Consider the following 19,133-nt stretch of genomic DNA (forward strand, 5'->3'; position numbering starts at 1 on the left):
ACGCAATTGCGAAGGGGGCGCCGGGCGCCCCCTTTTGCTTTGGCGGGTTGTGGCCACGGATGGGCGCTTCCATATAGGCCCAAAGACGGAGGCAAAGATGGCGGATGAGAAATTCCCCGGCTGGCATGGCACGACGATCATCGCCGTACGTCGTGACGGCGAGGTCGTGGTGGCGGGCGACGGACAGGTCAGTCTGGGCCAGACCGTGATCAAGGGCAGCGCGCGCAAGGTGCGCCGCATCAATCCCGGCGGGCATGACGTGGTGGTGGGCTTTGCCGGATCGACGGCCGATGCCTTCACCCTGCTGGATCGGCTGGAAACCAAGCTGGAATCCGCCCCCGGGCAGTTGCAGCGCGCCTGTGTGGATCTGGCCAAGGACTGGCGGATGGACAAGTACCTGCGCAACCTTGAGGCCATGCTGATCGTGACCGATGGTGATCAGCTTTACGTCATCACCGGCGCCGGCGACGTACTGGAACCCGAAAATGACATCGCGGCAATCGGCTCGGGCGGGAATTTCGCGCTGGCCGCGGCGCGCGGGCTGATGGAAACCGATCAATCCGCCGAACAGATCGCCCGCAAGGCCATGGCGATCGCCGCCGACATCTGCGTCTACACCAACGGCAACCTGACCGTGGAAAGGATCGCCAAGTGACCGACCTGACCCCACGAGAGATCGTCTCGGAGCTGGACCGTTTCATCATCGGCCAGAAAGAGGCCAAGCGCGCCGTCGCCGTGGCCCTGCGCAACCGCTGGCGGCGCAAGCAACTGGCCGATGACATCCGCGACGAGGTGTATCCCAAGAACATCCTGATGATCGGCCCGACCGGCGTCGGCAAGACCGAGATCAGCCGCCGGCTGGCCAAGCTGGCGCGCGCGCCGTTCCTGAAGGTCGAGGCGACCAAGTTCACAGAGGTCGGCTATGTCGGGCGCGATGTGGAACAGATCATCCGCGACCTGATGGACACTGCGCTGATCGAAACCCGCGCGTGGATGCGCGAAGAGGTGAAGGCCCGCGCCCATCAGGCCGCCGAAGAGCGCGTGGTCGAGGCGATCGCCGGCAAGGACGCCCGCGAGCAGACGCGCGAGATGTTCCGCCAGAAGCTGAAGAACGGTGAGCTGGACGATACCGTCATCGAATTGGAAATACAGGACAATTCCAACCCGATGTCGGCGATGGAAATCCCCGGCCAGCCCGGCGCCAGCATGGGGATGATGAATTTGGGCGACATCTTCAAGGGCTTTGGCGGACGCACCGTGAAGCGCAAGATGATGGTACGCGAAAGCTATGATGTGCTGATTGGCGAAGAGGCCGACAAGCTGCTGGATGACGAGACGGTGAAGAATGCGGCGCTGGAGGCGGTACAGGAAAACGGCATCGTCTTCATCGACGAGATCGACAAGGTCTGCGCGCGCGCCGACGCCCGCGGCGCCGATGTCAGCCGCGAGGGCGTGCAGCGCGACCTGCTGCCGCTGATCGAGGGCACGACGGTTTCGACCAAGCATGGTGCGGTGAAGACCGATCACATCCTGTTCATCGCCTCGGGCGCTTTCCACATCGCCAAGCCTTCGGATCTGCTGCCCGAATTGCAGGGCCGCCTGCCGATCCGGGTAGAGTTGCGCGACCTGACCGAAGAGGATTTCGTTCGCATCCTGACCGAGACGGACAATGCGCTGACACGTCAGTACGAGGCGCTGATGCAGACAGAAAGCGTCAAGGTCGGCTTCACCCAGGACGGTATCGCCGCGATCGCGCGGATCGCCGCCGAGGTGAACCGCAGTGTCGAGAATATCGGCGCGCGCCGGCTGTATACCGTGATCGAGCGCGTGTTCGAGGAGCTGAGCTTTGAAGCCCCGGACCGCGGCGGTCAGGAGATCACCATTGATGCCGCCTATGTGGACGCGAACCTTGGCGAGTTGATGAAATCGGCGGATTTGTCGCGCTACGTTCTTTGACGCCGGCCTGGCACTGGATCGATGGCGGACGGTGCCCTATCTGGGGTGAAAGCCTTGCTGGGTCGCCGATGCCGACGATTCGTCTCATCCCGCTGTTGTTCCTGACGCTCGCGGCCTGTGCGCCGCGGCCGACGGTCGTCGTCGATCCGTCGGCCGCCCATGTCGGCAAAATCGAGACCGTGTTCTTTTCGACCACCCGCAACCTCAAGCCCCACGGCAAATTCGGTGACGCACGGATCTACGATCCGCATTTCGGCCAGGTCAAGGTGTCGATCCCGCCCGACCGAAAGCCCGGCACGCTGGAGGTTAGCGGCCGTCGGATCGACCCCGAGCGCTTCTTCACCATTGCAGCGGAAACCCGTTATGCGGGGCCGACAAAGTTCCGCGCCGCGCTGGCGACCACGTTGCATCGACTGCCGCCCGCGAAACGCGAGGTCGTGCTGTTCGTGCATGGCTTCAACGTGAATTTCGCCGAAGGCGCGTTCCGGCTGGCGCAGCTGATGGATGATTTCAAGATCGGCGGGGTGCCGCTTTACTTCTCGTGGTCTTCGGCGGCGAATGTGCTGGGCTACGAACATGACCGGGATTCGACCCTCTTCGCCCGCGATGCACTGGAAAAGACGATCTTTGCTGCCAAGGCGTCGGGGGCGCGGTCGATCATCCTGGTGGCGCATTCGATGGGTGCCTTCCTGGCGATGGAAGTGCTGCGCGACCTGGCAATTCGCAACCCTGCGCTGCCGCGCCGGATGATCCGGGCGGTGGTGCTGATCTCGCCCGATATCGACGTCAGCGTGTTCAAGTCCCAGGCCTGGCGGATCGGCAAGATGCCGCAGCCTTTCGTCATCTTCGTCTCCAACAAGGACCGGGCGCTGCAGCTTTCAGCCTTTTTGTCGGGCGAACGCGACCAGCTGGGCAATCTTAGCAATGTCGGCAAGGTGGCAGATCTGCCCGTGACCGTGTTCAACGTGACAAAATTCTCGAAAGGCGCGGATCTGAACCATTTCACCATCGGCAATTCGCCGGCGCTGATCAGCCTGTTCAAAGGCCGCACCGGCCTGAATGCCTTCATACAGGGTGACAGATCGGGACGGACGGGCCTTATTCCCGGCACCGTGCTGGCGGTACAGCGTGCCACCGAAGTGCTGCTGGAACCGCTTTCGCCCCGGGCGGAACAGTAACGCGCCGGCCCGTCAACTCCGGCTAAGGTACACATAGAACGCGCCCTCGCCGCCGTGCCGGCGGTGCGCCTGTGCGACCTGTTGGACAATGCGCGCAAGGGGCGGCGCACTCAGCCATAGCGGCACCTGCCTGCGCAATACGCCGCGACGCTGGGGGAACAGTGGCCCATCATCCGGGCCGTCGCGATCTTGCCCCTTGCCGGTGATCACCAGCACCAGCCGCCGCCCCGCCCCATGCGACGCCAGGATGAACCGGATCAGTTCAGGGTGGGCGTCGGCCAGGGTCAGCCCGTGCAGGTCGATGCGCGCCTCTGGCGTCAGCTTGCCCTGGCGAAGCCGGACAAAGGCCTTGCGGTCCATCCGCACCGGCGCCGCCGCCAGACCCTCGGCGCGCGACGGGGCGGCGCCGCCCGGGGTCGGGCTGGCGGATTGGCCGATCCGGAAGACCGGCAGCGGGGCATGATCGGGCTTGGGCGGTTGGCCAGGTTTCGGCGCGGGCGTGGTCAGCGGATGCTCGGTCTTGGCGCGGGCCGGGTGCAGCGGCGTGGCGCTGCGCGCGACGCGGTGCCAAAGCTCCTGTTCCTCGGGGCGAAGGCCCCGCGGCCGCCGCGCCATCGGCTATTCCCCCCCCGCCATTGCCAAGGCCCGCGCGGCCGGCAGCAACACCACCATGCGCCCGCCATCGCGCACCGCGCCGGCAAGCCGCCCGGCCCGGGGCCCCGAGCCATAGAAGATATCGCCGCGCTGCGCCCCCCGGATTGCGCTGCCGGTGTCTTGGGCCACCATCAGCCGGTGGATCGGGTGGCGCCCGCGCTTGTAGACCCAGACCGGCGCGCCGAGCGGAACATAGCGCGGATCGACCGCCAAGGACCGCCCCGCCTGCAGCGGTTCCTGCATCGCTCCGACCGGGCCATCGCCATGCGCCACGGATACCTCCCGGAAAAATACGAAAGAGGGATTGTGCATCAGGATCCGGCGGCCCTGCTTGGGATGTTCCTTCACCCAGGCGCGAATGCGCTGGGCCGAGACCCGATGCGCGGGCAGCAGACCCAGCCGCACCAGCTCTTTCCCGACCGAGCGGTAGGGATGGCCGTTCTTACCACCAAAACCCACGCGCAGGATCTTGCCATTGGTCAGATGCAACCGTCCAGAGCCCTGCACCTGCAAAAAGAACACATCGACGGGATTGCTGAGCCAGGCGATTTCCAGCCCGCGGCCGCGCAGCAGATGCCTGTCTTCTATCTCGGCACGGCTGTACCAGCGCCGGCCGGGCTTCAGACCGGGCGGGCGGCGGTAGATCGGGTAGGCGAAATGCGGCGTTCGCACCAGCGAGGCCTTCAACTCGGGCTCATAATAGCCGGTGAAAAGCGCCTTTTTCGGATTGCCGATCAGGACCGGTCGGAAATAGGCCTCAAAAAAGCGGCGCGGATCATCCTGGGCATGGCGGGCCTGATCACAGGCCTCTTGCCATTCCGGGCCGGTCAGGCGGGGGCAGGTTGTCAGAAAAGCACGCAGCGCGGCGCCCTGGTCGTCATGGTCCCAGCCGTGCAGATCGTGGAAGGAAAGAACCTGCGTCTTGGGCTGGGCCATCGCCGCCGTTCCCGCAAGAATCAGAAGCGCCAGCGCGCGGACAGATAGCCTGACGCGCCGCACCCCCTGCTATTCCCCGGTGGCCACAAGCTGCCAGTTCGGATCGTTCACACCCATCTTGCGCCCGAAAGTCCAGACATCGCGCTGCCGGCGCACGGCCTTCGGATCGCCTTCGACGATCTCGTCCTGGGCATTCTTCACTGCCGACGTCTGTTCGGAGACAAAGCGCACCGTCACCTCGCCCTCCTGGGTGTCGCGGTGAAATTCGGCGCTGGCCAGCACGACCTCGCGGATGCCGATGATGTTGGCCTCAAGGGTCAGGCCCTGGGCCTCGCGCTGGCGCACGACCTCGCGGAAACTTTCCAGCACCTCCGGGGCGATGAAGGGCGCAACGCTGTCGAGGTCGCCCTTGTAGAACGCACCAAGGATCATCTCATAGGCACCGCGCGCGCCGCGCATGAATTCGCCGACCGAAAAGCTGGGCTCGGCCCGCTTCATCGCGGTCAGGGCCTCGGCGGCGGCGCTGCCGTCGGGGACATGGTCGGTGATGTCGGCATCGGGCCCGCCCTCGATCACGTCGAAGGCGCGGCGCTGCACCGGGTTCGGCTCGTCCGGGGTTTTCGGAACGGCTGGCTTTTCAAAGCCTTCGCGGGTTCCAAGCGTCGACTTCAGCTTGAATATCAAGAACAGCGCGACCGCACCCAGGACGATTAGCTGAATTACATTTCCGCTCATCATGTTCCTTTACCATCGGCATCATATCGCCGTGGGGTTGGTATCTTCCGGGTTCGAACCCTATGTAGGGTCCCGTAGCGTGCAAGTCTAGCATGCCGCCTACGGATAAGGAAAATCGCGATGTGGCTGTTTGCCCTCTTTCTCGCCGTGCCCCTGATCGAAATCGCCCTGTTCATCGAGGTGGGCGGGTGGCTTACGTTGTGGCCGACGCTGGCGATCGTGCTGGGCTCGGCGGTGCTGGGCACCTGGCTGGTGCGACAACAGGGCGCGCGGGCGCTGGCCGATCTGCGGCGCTCGATGTCGGAACTGACCGACCCGACCGAGCCGCTGGCCCATGGCGCGCTGATCCTGCTGGCCGGCGCGCTGCTGATCACGCCGGGCTTTCTGACCGATACGATCGGGATCTTGCTGCTGATCCCGCCGGTGCGGCGCTGGGTGATGCGCTGGATCGGCCGCCATTCGCGGGTGCAAAGGGTGACGATGGGGGCGACATACCGCACCCAAGATCCCCGTCCCGACAACACCGGCGGCCCGGTGATCGACGGCGATTTCACCGAGATCGACGCCTCGAAGAAGCCCACCCATCAACCATCCGGCTGGACCCGCCATTGAAGGCCATTCCCCGGATTGAGGCGGCGCTTCGGGTCTGCTAGACCACGGCAAGCTTCAGTTCCCAGGGAGAATGCCCGATGGCCGAGAACGGCGAAGATACCATGCAAGCCGCGGAACCGCAGGTGCGCCTGCAGATCCTGGCCCAGTACATCCGCGACATGTCGTTCGAGAACGTCGTGGCGCAAAAGGGCTTTGACGGAGGAGAGATCACCCCCGACATCGAAGTGCAGGTCAGCCTGGACGGGCGCCAGCGGCCGGTCGAGAACCAGTACGAAGTGGTGATGAAGTTCCAGATCACCTCGAAGAACCAGGCCGATCAGGCCAATCTGTTCCTGCTAGAGCTGGAATACGGCGGCATTTTCCAGGTCGAGGGCGTGCCGGAAGATCAGCTGCATCCCTTCCTGCTGATCGAATGCCCGCGCCAGTTGTTCCCCTTCGTGCGACGGATCGTCAGCGACGTGACCAGCGACGGCGGTTTCCCGCAGCTGAACCTGGACAATATCGACTTCGTCGATCTCTACCGCCAGCAGATGCAGGCCCAGCAGGGAATGCCGACGCAAGCCTGACGGCTAGCCGTATTTCTTCCAGATCGCGCCGTCGCCCAGCCCGTCCACAAAGGCGGCATGGGCGGCGGCTTCTTCTTGGCTGATACGTCCCGGCAGGGGGGTGGGCCGCGGGCGCGGGCGCCAATCGGCCGCCGGATCGCCCCCGGAACGGCCCGTGCCGCCCGACGACAGGCCGAAATCGGGCTGGCGGCCGCCGATCAGTTCCAGATAGACCTCGGCCAGGATCTCGCTGTCCAGCAGTGCGCCGTGTTTCTCGCGCATCGAATTGTCGATGCCGAAGCGGCGGCAAAGCGCATCCAGCGAAGCCGGCGAGCCGGGAAAGCGCTTGCGGGCGATCGCAAGCGTGTCGATCGCCTGGCTCATCGGCAGTTGCGGCAGGCTCAGGCGGCGCAGTTCCGAATTCAGGAAGGGCACGTCGAAGCCCGCGTTGTGGATCACCAGCTTGGCCTCGCCCACGAAATCCAGGAAGGCCTGGGCGATCTCTGCGAAGACCGGCTTGTCGGACAGGAATTCGCGGCTTAGCCCATGCACCTGAAAGGCCCCGTCGGGCATGTCGCGCTCGGGGTTGATATATTGATGATAGGTGCGCCCGGTGGGCAGATGGTTGAACAGCTCTACCGCGCCGATTTCGACGATGCGGTCGTCGAGTTCATGCTTGAAGCCGGTGGTTTCGGTGTCGAGGACGATTTCACGCATGTCGTTGGGCCCTGATGTCGTTGATCAGGTCTTGCACGGCGGCGCGGGTGGGCTCAAGCCCCAGGGTTTCGATCACCCAGGTGGCGCGGGCGCGCTTTTCCGCGTCGGGCATCTGTCGGGCCAGAATCGTCTCGAACTGGGCCGAAGTCATGCCCGGACGGGACAGCACACGCTTGCGCTGGACCTCGGGCGGGACGCTGACGACCAGGGTGCCGTCCATCTGCGCGTCGCCGCCGGTCTCGAACAGCAGCGGGATGTCCAGAACAACCAGTTCGGCACCGCGCCGGGCGGCGTTTTCGATGAATTCGGCGCGGTCGGCGGCGACCAGCGGGTGAACGGCGGCCTCGATCCGGCGCAAAGCGGTGGCGTCGGCGGCGATCCAGCCCTTCAGCGCGGCGCGGCTGACGCCCGTTTCGCCCACGGCGGCCGGATAAAGCGCCGCGATGGCGCGGGCGCCGGGTTGGCCGGGGGCATAAAGGCGGTGGACGGCGGCGTCGGCATCCCAGACCGGTATGCCGGCTTCGCGAAAAAAGCCCGCGGTGGTGGATTTTCCCATTCCGATAGAGCCGGTCAAGCCAAGAAGGAAGGGCCAGCTCATGCGCCCAGCACGGCCTGGCGGGTTGCCTCGTCGACCTCTGGCCGGGCGCCGAACCAACGCTCGAACCCCGGCGCGGCCTGATGCAGCAACATGCCCAGCCCGTCGACGGTGGTGGCGCCGATCCGCGCGGCCTCTTCCAGGAAATCGGTGCGCAACGGGGTATAGACCAGATCGCTGACCACCGCCTTGGGGCTAAGATCGGTCAACGGCACCTTGAAGGCGGGCTTGCCGGTCATGCCCAGCGACGTGGTGTTCACCACTGTCACGCAATCTTCCAGCATCGCGCCGGCCTGCACCCATTCATGTACCATGACCTTGGCGCCGAAATCGGAACGCAGCGCCTCGGCCCGGGCGCGGGTGCGGTTGGCGACGCGGATTTCCGGCGCGCCCATCTCGATCAGCGCGGCGATCACCGCCCGTGCGGCCCCGCCGGCGCCCAGCACCGCGGCCGGGCCCGAGGCGGGCGCCCACATGGGCGCGTTCTGGCGCAGATTGGCGATGAAGCCAGAGCCATCGGTGTTGTCGGCGTGGATCTTGCCGTCCTGGCGAAAGATCAGCGTGTTCGCTGCCCCGATCAAGGCCGCCCGGTCGGTGACGATATCGGCCAGCTTCAGCACGCTTTCCTTGTGAGGGATGGTGACGTTCAGCCCGACAAAACCCAGCTTGGGCAGGCATTGCAGCGCCTCGGCCAGATCGGCCTGGGCGATGTCCATCGGGATATAGGCGCCCTTCAGCCCGTAGCGACGCAGCCAGTAGCCATGCAGCAGCGGCGAACGGCTGTGCGCGACGGGAGAACCGATAACCCCGGCCAGAGGGATACGCTCACCCTCTGTCATGCAGCGATCGCCCCTCTTTGGCCGAGATATCCCAGCAGTTCGATCAACGGCAGACCGAGGACGTTGAAGTAATCGCCCTCGATGCGCGAAAAGAGCCGCACCCCCTCTTCCTCCAACTTGTAGGCCCCGACGGCGGCCCCGATTCCGGGCCAGTTGCGGGCCAGATACTCTTCGAGATAGGCGTCGGAGAAGTCGCGCATGACCAGCCGCACCACGCCCACATGCCGCCACACCGGCCGGCCGGATTCATATAGCACGGCCGCCGAGAGAAGCGCATGACGCTGTCCGCGAAGAGCGCGCAACTGTGCCCGCGCTGCATCAAGATCGTGGGGTTTCGACAACACCTTGCCATCGAAGTCGAGCACCTGATCGCAGCCCATGACAAGGGCATCGGGGAACTTGTCGGATCCCTTGCGCGCTTTCATTTCGGCCAAGGTATCAGCGATGTCGCGCGGTTTGGCGGCCTCGGCTGTCATTGTATCACGGATCGCCTGTTCGTCGATCCGGACGGGTGCCACGCGAACGGGAACGGCCGCGTCGCGCAGGAGGCGGGCGCGGATTTCCGAGCCGGAGGCCAGCACGATATCTGTCATGAGCGCTTCATGGGGTAAGCCTGTGGATGAGACGCCCGGAAGGCGGGGGGCCAAAACGGTCCTGGCGGGGCACAGCGATGTTGTCCGGCCTCGCGCAGCCGTTGTCAAGAATCCGCGACCGACTTATCCACCCGTGCATAGCGGAGAACGGCGGTTGGGGGTTACTGGGCCTGTGCAATTTCAGCGTCTTTTTATGCACACCAAGATAACCATATAAATATCTATCAAAGTATTGAATATAAACACTATATTATGGATCGCACGAGGCGTTTGGAAGCTTTTCCAACACTTATCCACAGGGTTTCTTCTGTGGGTGGATCGGTGGGTTGCCCGCCAAATCCCGTTGTCCACTGGCCCTATAACAACAACATCCTTTATCTATTCTTTATTAGTTTATTAGAAGTAGCACGGCCCGACGCTGTGGAAGACGAAGGAAGCAGACCATGATCGAAGCTGCGCAGAATTTTCTGAGCATCTGGTATCCGTGGATCAAGGCGCTGCATGTTGTTGCGGTGATCGCCTGGATGGCGGGGATCTTCTATCTGCCACGTCTCTTCGTGTATCACGTCGAGGGCTATCGAAAGCGGGGCGTGGTGGCCGGATCAGAGATGGACCTGCTGTTTCAGCATCAGGAACGTTTGCTGATGCGGGCGATCATGAACCCGGCGATGATCGCGACCTGGTTGTTCGGGCTGTGCCTGGTGTTCACGCCGGGGATCGTCGACTGGAGCCAGGTATGGCCGTGGACCAAGGCGGCCGGGGTGATCGCGATGACTTGGTATCACTACTGGCTCAACCGTCGGCGCGGGGATTTCGTTGCCGGGGCCAATCGGGTCACCGGGCGGCAGTACCGGATGATGAACGAGGTGCCGACGCTGCTGTTGCTGGTGATCGTTTTCTCGGTCGTGGTGAAGTTCTAGAACTTTGCGCCGCGTGGCGCCGGCGAACGTGGGATGCTGGCCGTCGTTGACTTTTGGGTGACAAGGGGCTATCGGGCTTCTCTACGGGGCCGTCCGGTCGCGGGTAATTCCCATTCATAGACGCAACCGCCGCCCAAGGGCGCTGGCGCCATTTTCGTGTGAGGTCCGATGACCGAAGAACGTTTGAACCTTTCCGACCTGAAGGCGCAAAGCCCGGCCGATCTTCTGGCGATGGCGGAAGAGCTGGATATCGAGAACGCCCCGTCGATGCGCAAGGGCGAGATGATGTTCTCGATCCTGAAGGAGCGTGCCGAAGAGGGTTGGGAAATCGGCGGTGACGGGGTGCTTGAGGTGCTGCAGGATGGTTTCGGCTTTCTGCGTTCGCCCGAAGCGAACTATCTGCCCGGCCCGGACGACATTTATGTGTCGCCGGACATGATCCGCCAGTTCAGCCTGCGCACCGGCGACACGATCGAAGGCGTGATGCAGGCCCCGCGCGAGAACGAGCGGTATTTCGCGATCACCAAGGTGACGCAGATCAATTTCACCGATCCCGAGCAGGCGCGCCACAAGGTTCATTTCGACAACCTGACGCCGCTCTATCCGGACGAGCGGCTGAAGATGGAGATCGAGGATCCGACGATCAAGGATCGCTCGGCCCGGATCATCGATCTGGTCTCTCCGATTGGGAAAGGGCAGCGGGCGCTGATCGTGGCGCCGCCGCGAACTGGTAAGACGGTGCTGTTGCAAAACATCGCGCGGTCGATCGAGGTGAATCACCCGGAATGCTATTTGATCGTGCTGCTGATCGATGAGCGGCCCGAGGAAGTCACCGACATGCAGCGCAGCGTGAAGGGGGAAGTTGTCTCTTCGACGTTCGACGAGCCGGCGACGCGCCATGTGGCGGTGGCCGAGATGGTGATCGAGAAGGCTAAGCGGCTGGTCGAGCACAAGCGCGACGTGGTGATCTTGCTGGATTCGATCACCCGTCTGGGGCGGGCGTTCAACACGGTGGTTCCAAGTTCGGGCAAGGTGCTGACGGGCGGTGTGGATGCGAATGCGCTGCAGCGGCCGAAGCGGTTCTTTGGCGCGGCGCGGAATATCGAGGAAGGCGGTAGCCTGACCATCATCGCAACCGCGCTGATCGATACCGGCAGCCGCATGGATGAGGTGATCTTCGAGGAATTCAAGGGCACCGGCAACAGCGAGATCGTGCTTGACCGCAAGGTTGCCGACAAGCGCGTGTTCCCGGCGATGGATATCCTGAAATCGGGCACCCGGAAGGAAGATCTTCTGGTCGACAAGGCGGATCTGCAGAAGACATATGTCCTGCGGCGGATCCTGAACCCGATGGGCACGACGGATGCGATCGAGTTCCTGCTGTCGAAGCTGAAGCAGACCAAGACGAACGGCGAGTTCTTTGACTCGATGAACACATGATCTTTATTCAAGGTCAATAGGTTAGAGAGATGGAGACGATCTGTGCCCTGGCCTCTGCCCGCGGCAAGGCGGGGGTGGCGGTGGTACGATTGTCCGGCCCGCTCGCATGGGAAGCAGTCGCGGATCTGTGTGCGGGCGCGGCGTTGCCGCCGGTGCGGCACGCGGGGTTGCGGCGGCTGTTTCGGGATGGCGAGGTGCTGGACGAAGCGCTGGTGCTGATCTTCGAAGCCGGGCACAGTTTCACGGGCGAAGCAGTTGCCGAACTGCATCTGCATGGGGCCACGGCAACTGTGCGGGCCGTGCTGCGGGCGCTGACCGCGCGCGAAGGTGTTCGTCTGGCCGAACCTGGAGAATTCACTCGCCGGGCACTGGAAAATGGACGTCTGGACCTGGCGCAGGTCGAAGGGCTTGCCGATCTGATCGAGGCCGAGACCGAAGCCCAGCGACGGCAGGCGTTGCGGGTGTTGTCCGGGGCGGTGGGTGCGCGGGCCGAACGCTGGCGCGCGCAGCTGATCCGCGCCGCGGCGCTGATCGAGGCAACGATCGATTTCGCCGATGAAGAGGTTCCGACAGATGTGTCGCCCGAGGTCCTGACGCTGATTGACGCGGTGCTGGAGGAATTGCGACAGGTCGCGGCCGGCGCGAGCGTGTCCGAGCGGATCCGAGATGGATTCGAGGTGGCGATCGTTGGACTGCCGAACGCCGGCAAGTCGACTTTGCTGAATTACCTGGCCGGGCGGGAGGCAGCGTTGACTTCGGAATACGCCGGGACGACGCGCGACGTGATCGAAGTGCGGATGGAGCTGGACGGTCTGCCGGTGACGCTGCTGGATACCGCGGGGCTGAGAGAGACCGTCGACGAGGTCGAGGAGATGGGGGTTTCACGGGCGATTGAACGCGCGCGGCAGGCGGATTTGCGGGTCTTCCTGCGGGTGGATGGTGCGTTGCCTCGGGATCTTCGGCCGCTAGGCGAAGATCTGGTGGTGGAAGGCAAGGCCGATCTGGGCGTTGGGGATGGCTTGCGGGTATCGGGGAAGACAGGCGCAGGGGCCGGAGAATTGGTGGCGCGGATCACCGAGATCCTGGAAACGCGATCCAGAGGTGCCGCCGTGATCACGCGGGAGCGGCATCGGTTGGCGGTGGAACGGGCGATCGGGGCTATGGAATCGGCGCGATCTGAGGTATTGAGCGGGGCAGATCGAACGGAACTGGCCGCCGAAAACCTTCGCCGAGCGGTTCGTTCGCTTGATTCACTGGTCGGTCGCGTGGATGTCGAGGATTTGCTCGATGAGATCTTTGCGAGCTTTTGCATCGGGAAATAGGGGTGTTTCACGTGAAACATTTTGACGTCGTGGTGATCGGAGGAGGGCATGCGGGCGCCGAAGCAGCCCATGCCGCGGCGCGTCTGGGTGCGCAGACCGCGCTGATCACGCTGCGGCGGACGGATCTGGGTGTGATGTCGTGCAACCCGGCGATAGGCGGGCTGGGCAAGGGGCATCTCGTCCGCGAGATTGATGCCTTGGACGGCGTCATGGGTCGGGTCGCGGATTACGCGGGGATCCAGTTTCGGCTGTTGAATCGCCGCAAGGGCCCGGCTGTGCAGGGGCCGCGGGCGCAGGCGGATCGTCGGCGCTATCGCGAGGCGATGCAGGCAGAGACCGCCGCGCGCGAAGGGCTTTATGTGATCGAGGGGGAGGCTGCGGACCTTCTGACCAAGTACGATCGAATCTGTGGCGTCGTGCTGGCCGACGGTAGCGAGATCCTTAGCCCGGCGGTGGTGCTGACCACGGGTACTTTCCTTCGCGGCGTGATCCATATCGGTGACGAGCGCCGCCTCGGCGGACGCATGGGTGACAAGCCCTCGGTCAAGCTGGCCGAGCGGATCGAGGGGCTTGGTCTGCCGCTCGGACGATTGAAAACCGGCACACCACCGCGGCTTGATGGACGGACGATCGATTGGGGGCGCCTAGAGGCGCAGCCAGGGGACGATGACCCGGTAGTGTTCTCCTTCCTCAATCAGAGTCCGGTCGCGCGGCAGGTCAGCTGCGGGATCACCCACACGAACGCACGCACGCATGATATCATCCGCGAAAACCTCGGACGGTCGGCGATGTATGGCGGTCATATCGAAGGAATTGGTCCACGCTATTGCCCTTCGATCGAGGACAAGGTGGTGCGTTTCTCTGATAAGGAATCGCACCAGATCTTCCTGGAACCGGAAGGACTTGACGATTCGACGGTTTATCCCAATGGGATCTCGACCTCGCTGCCCGTGGATGTGCAGGAATCCTATGTCCGTTCGATCGTCGGGTTGGAAGCGGTGAAGATCCTGCAGCCTGGCTATGCGATCGAATATGATTATGTCGATCCCCGGGCCTTGCACGATACGCTTGAATTGCGTGACCTACCCGGGCTGTACTTGGCCGGGCAGATCAATGGCACGACCGGCTATGAAGAGGCGGCGGCGCAGGGGTTGGTGGCTGGACTTAACGCGGCGCTTATGGGGCAGGGGCGAGGACCCGCGATATTTGGCCGCTCGGATAGCTATATCGGGGTGATGGTGGATGATCTGGTTACCCGTGGGGTGACCGAACCCTATCGGATGTTCACCTCGCGCTCCGAATATCGCCTGTCGTTGCGCGCCGATAACGCGGACCAGCGGCTGACACCGTTGGGGCAGCGGCTTGGTTGCGTCGGGCCGGGCAGGGCGCGAGCGTTTGGCGAAAAGATGGAAGGTCTTGCTGCCGGGAAGGCGCTGCTGCAAGGCACCAGCTTCACCCCGCGTCAGATGGCGGCGCTGGGTGTGAAGATCAATCCCGATGGGCGCCGACGGTCGGCTTTCGATCTGCTGTCCTTCCCGGATGTCGGATTTGAACAGCTGCTGCAGGCCGATACTGGGCTGGACAGGATCGATCCGGAACACCGGGTACAATTGGCCCGCGATGCCCTGTATGCACAATATATTGCGCGACAGAGCGAGGATGTGCAGGCGCTGCGCCGCGATGAAAGCCAGGTGATTCCCGATGGCTTTGCCTACGACGCACTACCTGGCCTGTCGAACGAGTTGCGCGCCAAGCTTGCGCGAGTGCGGCCGCGGACCCTTGCCCAGGCGGGCAGGGTCGAGGGGGTAACGCCCGCGGCACTCACCTTGATTCTCGCGAAACTGCGACAGGCAGAGCGGCGCTCGGCATGATCGAAGGGGCCGAGGCCTTCGGGGCCGCCTATGATGTTTCACGTGAAACACTGGACCGCCTGCAGGACTATGCTGCGTTGTTGGAAAAGTGGAATCCGAAGATCAATCTGGTTTCGAAGTCGACGATCGACGCGCTTTGGGCCCGGCATATGCTTGATTCTGCGCAATTGTTTGACCGGCGCCCCGCGGGCGCCGCGCATTGGGCCGATCTGGGCAGCGGCGGTGGCTTTCCTGGCCTAGTGCTGGCGATCTTGGCGCACGAGGCCGCGCCCGATCTGCGCTTCACCTTGGTCGAAAGCGATCAGCGCAAGGCGACCTTTCTGCGCACCGTCGCGGCCGAGACCGGGATCTCTGCCAATGTGGTTTCCGAGCGGATCGAATCACTTGCACCCCTAGGCGCGGACGTACTGACCGCACGGGCCCTGGCGCCCCTGCCGCGCCTTTTGGGCTATGCCGCGCGGCATCTGGTACCCGGTGGGCGCGCGCTGTTTCCAAAAGGCGTCAGCTACATGGCCGAGATTGACGACTCACTTGCGTCCTGGCGCTTCGACGTTCAGAAAATCCCCAGCCGGACCGATCCTGCCTCGGTCATCCTCAGCATCGGAGGCATCACGCATGTCTGACCCGACCCGACCCCCGGGGCCACGCATCCTGGCGATCGCCAATCAGAAGGGCGGTGTCGGCAAGACGACGACCGCCATCAACCTTGCCGCCGCGCTGGCAGAGGAAGGCAAGCGCGTTCTGCTGGTAGATCTTGATCCGCAGGGCAATGCCTCCACCGGTTTCGGCGTGGATTCCGACAAGCGCAAGATGACAACCTATGATCTGTTGATCGACGATGCCGCGCTGGAAGAGGTGATCATTCCCACCTCGGTCCAGAACGTCTATCTTTGCCCGGCGACGACAGATCTCAGTTCGGCCGATATCGAACTGGTCGCCAACGAAAAGCGCATATTCCTGCTGCATGATTCGCTGCGCCAGCCGGCGATCGACGCTTTCGCCTTCGACTATGTCCTGATCGATTGCCCGCCATCGTTGTCATTGCTTACAGTCAACGCGATGGTCGCGGCCCATGCCGTCCTAGTTCCGCTGCAGAGTGAATTCTTCGCGCTGGAAGGCCTTTCCCAGCTGATGCTGACGATCCGCGAGGTCCGCCAGGCCGCCAACCCGGACCTGCGGATTGAAGGCGTGCTTCTGACCATGTATGACGGCCGCAACAACCTGTCCCAGCAGGTCGAGGCCGATGCGCGCGACAACCTGGGCGATCTGGTGTTTCGCACCATCGTTCCCCGCAATGTGCGCGTCAGCGAGGCGCCCTCCTTCGCGCTTCCGGTGCTGGCCTATGATCCCAGCTCGCGCGGAAGCGAGGCCTATCGGGCGTTGGCCCGCGAATTGCTCGGCCGTCACGGCCGCGCGGCATAGGAGACCGAGATGAGTGACAAGAAACCCGAACGCAGGGGCCTTGGCCGCGGCCTATCCGCGCTGATGGCAGATGTCGCGCCGGCTGCCGCGGATTCGGCCACCGGCGAACCGCGGCCGCGCCGCCCCGACCTGACCGTCCCCGTCGAGCGGATTCGGCCCAATCCGGACCAGCCGCGCCGCGATTTTGACCGCGATGCCCTGGAAGAACTTGCCGAATCGATCCGCGCAAAGGGCGTTATTCAGCCGCTCATCGTCCGCCCCGATCCCGGCAGTGCGGGCAATTACGAGATCGTCGCCGGCGAACGTCGCTGGCGGGCGGCGCAGATCGCGCAGCTGCATGAAGTTCCGGTACTGGTGCGCGATTTCAGCGATACCGAAGTTCTGGAAGTCGCGATCATCGAAAACATCCAGCGCGCCGACCTGAATCCGGTGGAAGAGGCGATGGCTTATCGTCAGCTGATGGACCGCTTCGGCCACACCCAGGAAAAGCTGGCCGAGGGCCTGTCGAAAAGCCGCAGTCATATCGCCAATATCATGCGGCTTCTGCAGCTGCCGGATGGCGTGTTGACTTATCTGCGGGAAGGCAAGCTGACCGCGGGCCACGCCCGTGCGCTCATCACCACCGGAAACCCCGAGGAACTGGCGCGCAAGATCATCGCCAAGGGCCTATCGGTCCGCGAGGCCGAGCGGCTGGCCAAGGCCCCGCCCAAGGGGTCCCCGCGTCCGCGTGGGGCCACGGCGGAAAAGGATGCCGATACCCGCGCGCTCGAACAGGATCTTTCCGCGAATCTGGGCATGAAGGTGCAGATCGACCACCGCAGCGTTGACGGCGACGGTACGTTGACACTGCATTATCGCTCGCTCGAACAGCTGGACGAACTTTGCCGGATTCTCAGCGTCAGCCCTCTGGACGTGTCCAGATGAACAGGCTGACGGCCAGCAAGACCAAAGCCTGAATGACCAGCAGCGCGGGCTTCACCCCCAGCGCGACGGAAATGCCAAAGGCGGCGGCAATTGACAGGCTTGCCGCGATCTTTCCGCGACGCGGGATCGCCCCGTGGTCGCGCCAGGCCTTGATCGGGGGGCCGAACAGGCGGTGTGCCAGCAACCAATGATGCAGCCGGTCGGAACCGCGGGCGAAACAGAACGCCGCCAGCAACAGAAACGGCACCGTCGGTAGCAACGGCAGCACCGCCCCCAATAGCCCCAGTGACAGCGCCGAAAGCCCCGCAATGGCCCAGATCACGCGCAAGGCTGGTCCCCCTGCAATGCGCCAAGAACCGCATTCAGAACGATCCGACCACGCGCCGTCGCGATCAACTGACCGGATTGCCGCCGAACCATCCCCAACTCCTCCAACTCCGCGATCTTGCGATCGCCAAGCGGTCGGCCGGCCAGTGCTGCATAGCGTTGCAAGCTCAGCCCTTCGCGCAAACGCAGGCTCATCATCATCAGCTCCTCGGCCTGTTCGGCCTGGGGCAGGGGGGTGCGATCGGCCTCGCCATGGGCGCATGTCTCTACCTGTTCAAGCCAGGCCTGGGGCGCGCGCCGAGTCTCGGTCGCATATCGCTGTCCGTTCAGCGTCAGGCGTCCATGCGCACCGGGCCCGATCCCGACATAGTCGCCGCAGCGCCAGTATATCAGGTTGTGACGCGATTCCCGCCCGTCAACCGCGTGGTTCGAGATCTCATACCCCGGCATTCCCGCGGCTTCGGTCAACTCCTGCGTCAATTGATACATGTCGGCGGCCAAGCCGTCCTCGGGTAGCCCTCGCAGTCCGCCCGCCGCCGCGCGGGCGCCAAAGGCGGTGCCGTCCTCGATCGTCAGTTGATACAGCGACAGATGATCCACCGCCATCGACAGCGCCAAACGCAGCTCAGCGCGCCAATCTTCCAGGCTCTGATGCTGGCGAGCGTAGATCAGATCGAAGCTGACGCGATCGAACACGCCGCGCGCCACATCGAACGCCGCCTGCGCCTCGGCCACGGTATGAAGGCGCCCCAGGCGGCGCAGATCCGAGTCGTTCAGGGCCTGAATGCCCATCGACACGCGGCTTACGCCGGCGGACCGATAGCCGCGAAAGCGTCCGGCCTCGACCGAAGTGGGGTTAGCCTCTAGCGTTACTTCAAGATCATTGGCCAAAGGCCAGGTCGCGCGGACCTTTTCCAGAATGGCGGCGACAAGGTCGGGCGACATCAAGCTGGGCGTACCGCCACCGAAGAAAACCGACTGCAAGATTCGGTCCTTGGTTTCGGCACCAAGGCGCTCGATTTCGCTCAAATAGGCTCTAGTCCAGCGGGATTCGTCGATTTCTGCCGCGACATGGCTGTTGAAATCGCAATAGGGACATTTAGAGGCACAAAATGGCCAGTGCAGATACAGCCCGAACCCACCAGCGCGCCAATCTTCCATCAGCCGCCCCGGAACGCCGTCACCTCGATCTCCACCTTCATCTCAGGGCTGACCAGATCGGCGATGATCATCGTGGCGGCAGGACGGATGGCGCCGAAAACTTCGGACAGGGCCGGTGCGATTTCGTCCATATAGGCCGAGTTTGTTATAATATAACGTGCGCGAACCACGTCGGATAGGGCAAACCCGGCCTCCGACAGCACGCGGTCGATGCTTGCCAGCGTATGGCGGGCCTGTTCCTGCACGCCGGGCGGAAAACGACCTGTCGTGGGATCGGCCCCGGTGGTGCCGGAGACGAAGCACCAATCGCCCTGTACCACGGCTCGGGAATAGCCCAGACGCGGCTCATACGGACTGCCAGAGGAAATCAGCCTGCGCTTGCCCAT

General features: G+C 63.7%; 22 protein-coding genes. 12 read left to right on the plus strand and 10 right to left on the minus strand.

The features are described from left to right. Nucleotides 1-97: 97 nt before the first annotated feature. From hslV to BLV97_RS04845, 3 genes are all read left to right on the plus strand, one after another. Nucleotides 98-655 (plus strand): ATP-dependent protease subunit HslV, encoded by a 558-nt coding sequence (gene hslV, locus BLV97_RS04835; protein WP_035842660.1) that lies wholly within the window; start codon nucleotides 98-100, stop codon nucleotides 653-655. Further along, nucleotides 652-1,956, plus strand: a complete 1,305-nt coding sequence (gene hslU, locus BLV97_RS04840; RefSeq protein WP_035842663.1) for an ATP-dependent protease ATPase subunit HslU — start codon at nucleotides 652-654, stop codon at nucleotides 1,954-1,956. Before hslV ends, hslU begins: the two co-directional genes overlap by 4 nt. Before the next feature lie 68 nt (nucleotides 1,957-2,024). Beyond that, entirely contained in the window at nucleotides 2,025-3,134 is a 1,110-nt protein-coding gene (locus BLV97_RS04845; protein ID WP_035842666.1) for an alpha/beta hydrolase, read from the plus strand. Between the two features lie 12 nt (nucleotides 3,135-3,146). On the opposite strand, the gene BLV97_RS04850 is transcribed toward BLV97_RS04845, so the two are convergent. The 3 genes from BLV97_RS04850 to BLV97_RS04860 all read right to left on the minus strand — a co-directional run bounded on the left by BLV97_RS04850 (nucleotide 3,147) and on the right by BLV97_RS04860 (nucleotide 5,459). After that, nucleotides 3,147-3,749 (minus strand): Smr/MutS family protein, encoded by a 603-nt coding sequence (locus BLV97_RS04850; RefSeq protein WP_035842669.1) that lies wholly within the window; start codon nucleotides 3,747-3,749, stop codon nucleotides 3,147-3,149. 3 nt (nucleotides 3,750-3,752) lie between these two features. After that, complete coding sequence (mltA, locus tag BLV97_RS04855) at nucleotides 3,753-4,724, minus strand: murein transglycosylase A (RefSeq protein ID WP_051646069.1); 972 nt, start codon at nucleotides 4,722-4,724, stop codon at nucleotides 3,753-3,755. 69 nt (nucleotides 4,725-4,793) lie between these two features. Beyond that, a complete protein-coding gene (locus tag BLV97_RS04860; protein WP_035842676.1) occupies nucleotides 4,794-5,459 on the minus strand; it encodes a Tim44/TimA family putative adaptor protein in 666 nt (221 codons plus the stop codon). A gap of 120 nt (nucleotides 5,460-5,579) precedes the next feature. On the opposite strand from BLV97_RS04860, the gene BLV97_RS04865 reads away from it, so the two are divergent. Both BLV97_RS04865 and secB read left to right on the plus strand, forming a co-directional pair. Beyond that, entirely contained in the window at nucleotides 5,580-6,071 is a 492-nt protein-coding gene (locus BLV97_RS04865) for an FxsA family protein (protein ID WP_035842679.1), read from the plus strand. Nucleotides 6,072-6,148: 77 nt separating this feature from the next. Beyond that, the gene (gene secB, locus BLV97_RS04870) at nucleotides 6,149-6,637 is read left to right on the plus strand and encodes a protein-export chaperone SecB (protein WP_035842682.1); all 489 of its coding nucleotides are present in this window, start codon (nucleotides 6,149-6,151) and stop codon (nucleotides 6,635-6,637) included. A 3-nt stretch (nucleotides 6,638-6,640) separates the two neighbouring features. Here the strand turns inward: secB and dnaQ are convergent, their stop codons facing one another. The 4 genes from dnaQ to BLV97_RS04890 are packed head-to-tail and all read right to left on the minus strand — an operon-like array spanning nucleotide 6,641 to nucleotide 9,360. Then, the gene (gene dnaQ, locus BLV97_RS04875) at nucleotides 6,641-7,333 is read right to left on the minus strand and encodes a DNA polymerase III subunit epsilon (RefSeq protein ID WP_035842686.1); all 693 of its coding nucleotides are present in this window, start codon (nucleotides 7,331-7,333) and stop codon (nucleotides 6,641-6,643) included. Beyond that, complete coding sequence (coaE, locus tag BLV97_RS04880; RefSeq protein ID WP_035842689.1) at nucleotides 7,326-7,931, minus strand: dephospho-CoA kinase; 606 nt, start codon at nucleotides 7,929-7,931, stop codon at nucleotides 7,326-7,328. The genes dnaQ and coaE overlap by 8 nt, the downstream gene beginning before the upstream one ends. Then, on the minus strand, nucleotides 7,928-8,767 hold the full coding sequence (locus BLV97_RS04885) for a shikimate dehydrogenase (RefSeq protein ID WP_035842691.1): 840 nt from the start codon (nucleotides 8,765-8,767) through the stop codon (nucleotides 7,928-7,930). Before BLV97_RS04885 ends, coaE begins: the two co-directional genes overlap by 4 nt. After that, entirely contained in the window at nucleotides 8,764-9,360 is a 597-nt protein-coding gene (locus tag BLV97_RS04890) for a Maf family protein (RefSeq protein ID WP_035842693.1), read from the minus strand. The genes BLV97_RS04885 and BLV97_RS04890 overlap by 4 nt, the downstream gene beginning before the upstream one ends. A gap of 443 nt (nucleotides 9,361-9,803) precedes the next feature. Here BLV97_RS04890 and BLV97_RS04895 point away from each other — a divergent pair, with 443 nt between their 5' ends. The 7 genes from BLV97_RS04895 (at nucleotide 9,804) to BLV97_RS04925 (ending at nucleotide 17,259) form a co-directional block, all read left to right on the plus strand. Further along, nucleotides 9,804-10,280 (plus strand): CopD family protein, encoded by a 477-nt coding sequence (locus tag BLV97_RS04895; RefSeq protein ID WP_035842695.1) that lies wholly within the window; start codon nucleotides 9,804-9,806, stop codon nucleotides 10,278-10,280. A 168-nt stretch (nucleotides 10,281-10,448) separates the two neighbouring features. Next, nucleotides 10,449-11,720, plus strand: a complete 1,272-nt coding sequence (rho, locus tag BLV97_RS04900) for a transcription termination factor Rho (protein ID WP_035842698.1) — start codon at nucleotides 10,449-10,451, stop codon at nucleotides 11,718-11,720. A gap of 29 nt (nucleotides 11,721-11,749) precedes the next feature. Then, a complete protein-coding gene (mnmE, locus tag BLV97_RS04905; RefSeq protein WP_035842701.1) occupies nucleotides 11,750-13,042 on the plus strand; it encodes a tRNA uridine-5-carboxymethylaminomethyl(34) synthesis GTPase MnmE in 1,293 nt (430 codons plus the stop codon). Nucleotides 13,043-13,044: 2 nt separating this feature from the next. Then, nucleotides 13,045-14,913, plus strand: a complete 1,869-nt coding sequence (gene mnmG, locus BLV97_RS04910) for a tRNA uridine-5-carboxymethylaminomethyl(34) synthesis enzyme MnmG (RefSeq protein WP_035842704.1) — start codon at nucleotides 13,045-13,047, stop codon at nucleotides 14,911-14,913. After that, a complete protein-coding gene (gene rsmG, locus BLV97_RS04915) occupies nucleotides 14,910-15,536 on the plus strand; it encodes a 16S rRNA (guanine(527)-N(7))-methyltransferase RsmG (protein WP_035842707.1) in 627 nt (208 codons plus the stop codon). The genes mnmG and rsmG overlap by 4 nt, the downstream gene beginning before the upstream one ends. Continuing rightward, entirely contained in the window at nucleotides 15,529-16,335 is an 807-nt protein-coding gene (locus BLV97_RS04920; RefSeq protein WP_035842710.1) for a ParA family protein, read from the plus strand. The genes rsmG and BLV97_RS04920 overlap by 8 nt, the downstream gene beginning before the upstream one ends. 9 nt (nucleotides 16,336-16,344) lie before the next feature. Then, nucleotides 16,345-17,259: a ParB/RepB/Spo0J family partition protein gene (locus BLV97_RS04925; RefSeq protein WP_035842713.1), complete on the plus strand. Its 915-nt coding sequence runs from the start codon at nucleotides 16,345-16,347 to the stop codon at nucleotides 17,257-17,259. On the opposite strand, the gene BLV97_RS04930 is transcribed toward BLV97_RS04925, so the two are convergent. The 3 genes from BLV97_RS04930 to BLV97_RS04940 are packed head-to-tail and all read right to left on the minus strand — an operon-like array spanning nucleotide 17,234 to nucleotide 19,133. Next, nucleotides 17,234-17,587: a YbaN family protein gene (locus tag BLV97_RS04930; RefSeq protein ID WP_035842716.1), complete on the minus strand. Its 354-nt coding sequence runs from the start codon at nucleotides 17,585-17,587 to the stop codon at nucleotides 17,234-17,236. The genes BLV97_RS04925 and BLV97_RS04930 overlap by 26 nt on opposite strands. Next, nucleotides 17,578-18,747 (minus strand): radical SAM family heme chaperone HemW, encoded by a 1,170-nt coding sequence (hemW, locus tag BLV97_RS04935; protein WP_035842719.1) that lies wholly within the window; start codon nucleotides 18,745-18,747, stop codon nucleotides 17,578-17,580. The genes BLV97_RS04930 and hemW overlap by 10 nt, the downstream gene beginning before the upstream one ends. Next, nucleotides 18,747-19,133 carry a RidA family protein gene (locus tag BLV97_RS04940; RefSeq protein WP_035842722.1) on the minus strand — a complete coding sequence of 129 codons (387 nt, stop codon included), beginning with the start codon at nucleotides 19,131-19,133 and terminating at the stop codon, nucleotides 18,747-18,749. Before BLV97_RS04940 ends, hemW begins: the two co-directional genes overlap by 1 nt.

The sequence above is a fragment of the Allgaiera indica genome (assembly GCF_900106675.1).
Lineage (GTDB): Bacteria > Pseudomonadota > Alphaproteobacteria > Rhodobacterales > Rhodobacteraceae > Acidimangrovimonas > Acidimangrovimonas indica.

What these genes read in the sequence shown, in the direction of transcription:
- hslV (WP_035842660.1), top strand. Translation starts at nt 98, where the DNA reads ATGGCGGATGAGAAATTCCCCGGCTGGCATGGCACGACGATCATCGCC.
- BLV97_RS04845 (WP_035842666.1), top strand. Translation starts at nt 2,025, where the DNA reads ATGCCGACGATTCGTCTCATCCCGCTGTTGTTCCTGACGCTCGCGGCC.
- BLV97_RS04850 (WP_035842669.1), bottom strand. Translation starts at nt 3,749, where the DNA reads ATGGCGCGGCGGCCGCGGGGCCTTCGCCCCGAGGAACAGGAGCTTTGG.
- mltA (WP_051646069.1), bottom strand. Translation starts at nt 4,724, where the DNA reads ATGGCCCAGCCCAAGACGCAGGTTCTTTCCTTCCACGATCTGCACGGC.
- BLV97_RS04860 (WP_035842676.1), bottom strand. Translation starts at nt 5,459, where the DNA reads ATGAGCGGAAATGTAATTCAGCTAATCGTCCTGGGTGCGGTCGCGCTG.
- BLV97_RS04865 (WP_035842679.1), top strand. Translation starts at nt 5,580, where the DNA reads ATGTGGCTGTTTGCCCTCTTTCTCGCCGTGCCCCTGATCGAAATCGCC.
- secB (WP_035842682.1), top strand. Translation starts at nt 6,149, where the DNA reads ATGGCCGAGAACGGCGAAGATACCATGCAAGCCGCGGAACCGCAGGTG.
- dnaQ (WP_035842686.1), bottom strand. Translation starts at nt 7,333, where the DNA reads ATGCGTGAAATCGTCCTCGACACCGAAACCACCGGCTTCAAGCATGAA.
- coaE (WP_035842689.1), bottom strand. Translation starts at nt 7,931, where the DNA reads ATGAGCTGGCCCTTCCTTCTTGGCTTGACCGGCTCTATCGGAATGGGA.
- BLV97_RS04885 (WP_035842691.1), bottom strand. Translation starts at nt 8,767, where the DNA reads ATGACAGAGGGTGAGCGTATCCCTCTGGCCGGGGTTATCGGTTCTCCC.
- BLV97_RS04890 (WP_035842693.1), bottom strand. Translation starts at nt 9,360, where the DNA reads ATGACAGATATCGTGCTGGCCTCCGGCTCGGAAATCCGCGCCCGCCTC.
- BLV97_RS04895 (WP_035842695.1), top strand. Translation starts at nt 9,804, where the DNA reads ATGATCGAAGCTGCGCAGAATTTTCTGAGCATCTGGTATCCGTGGATC.
- rho (WP_035842698.1), top strand. Translation starts at nt 10,449, where the DNA reads ATGACCGAAGAACGTTTGAACCTTTCCGACCTGAAGGCGCAAAGCCCG.
- mnmE (WP_035842701.1), top strand. Translation starts at nt 11,750, where the DNA reads ATGGAGACGATCTGTGCCCTGGCCTCTGCCCGCGGCAAGGCGGGGGTG.
- rsmG (WP_035842707.1), top strand. Translation starts at nt 14,910, where the DNA reads ATGATCGAAGGGGCCGAGGCCTTCGGGGCCGCCTATGATGTTTCACGT.
- BLV97_RS04920 (WP_035842710.1), top strand. Translation starts at nt 15,529, where the DNA reads ATGTCTGACCCGACCCGACCCCCGGGGCCACGCATCCTGGCGATCGCC.
- BLV97_RS04925 (WP_035842713.1), top strand. Translation starts at nt 16,345, where the DNA reads ATGAGTGACAAGAAACCCGAACGCAGGGGCCTTGGCCGCGGCCTATCC.
- hemW (WP_035842719.1), bottom strand. Translation starts at nt 18,747, where the DNA reads ATGGAAGATTGGCGCGCTGGTGGGTTCGGGCTGTATCTGCACTGGCCA.
- BLV97_RS04940 (WP_035842722.1), bottom strand. Translation starts at nt 19,133, where the DNA reads ATGGGCAAGCGCAGGCTGATTTCCTCTGGCAGTCCGTATGAGCCGCGT.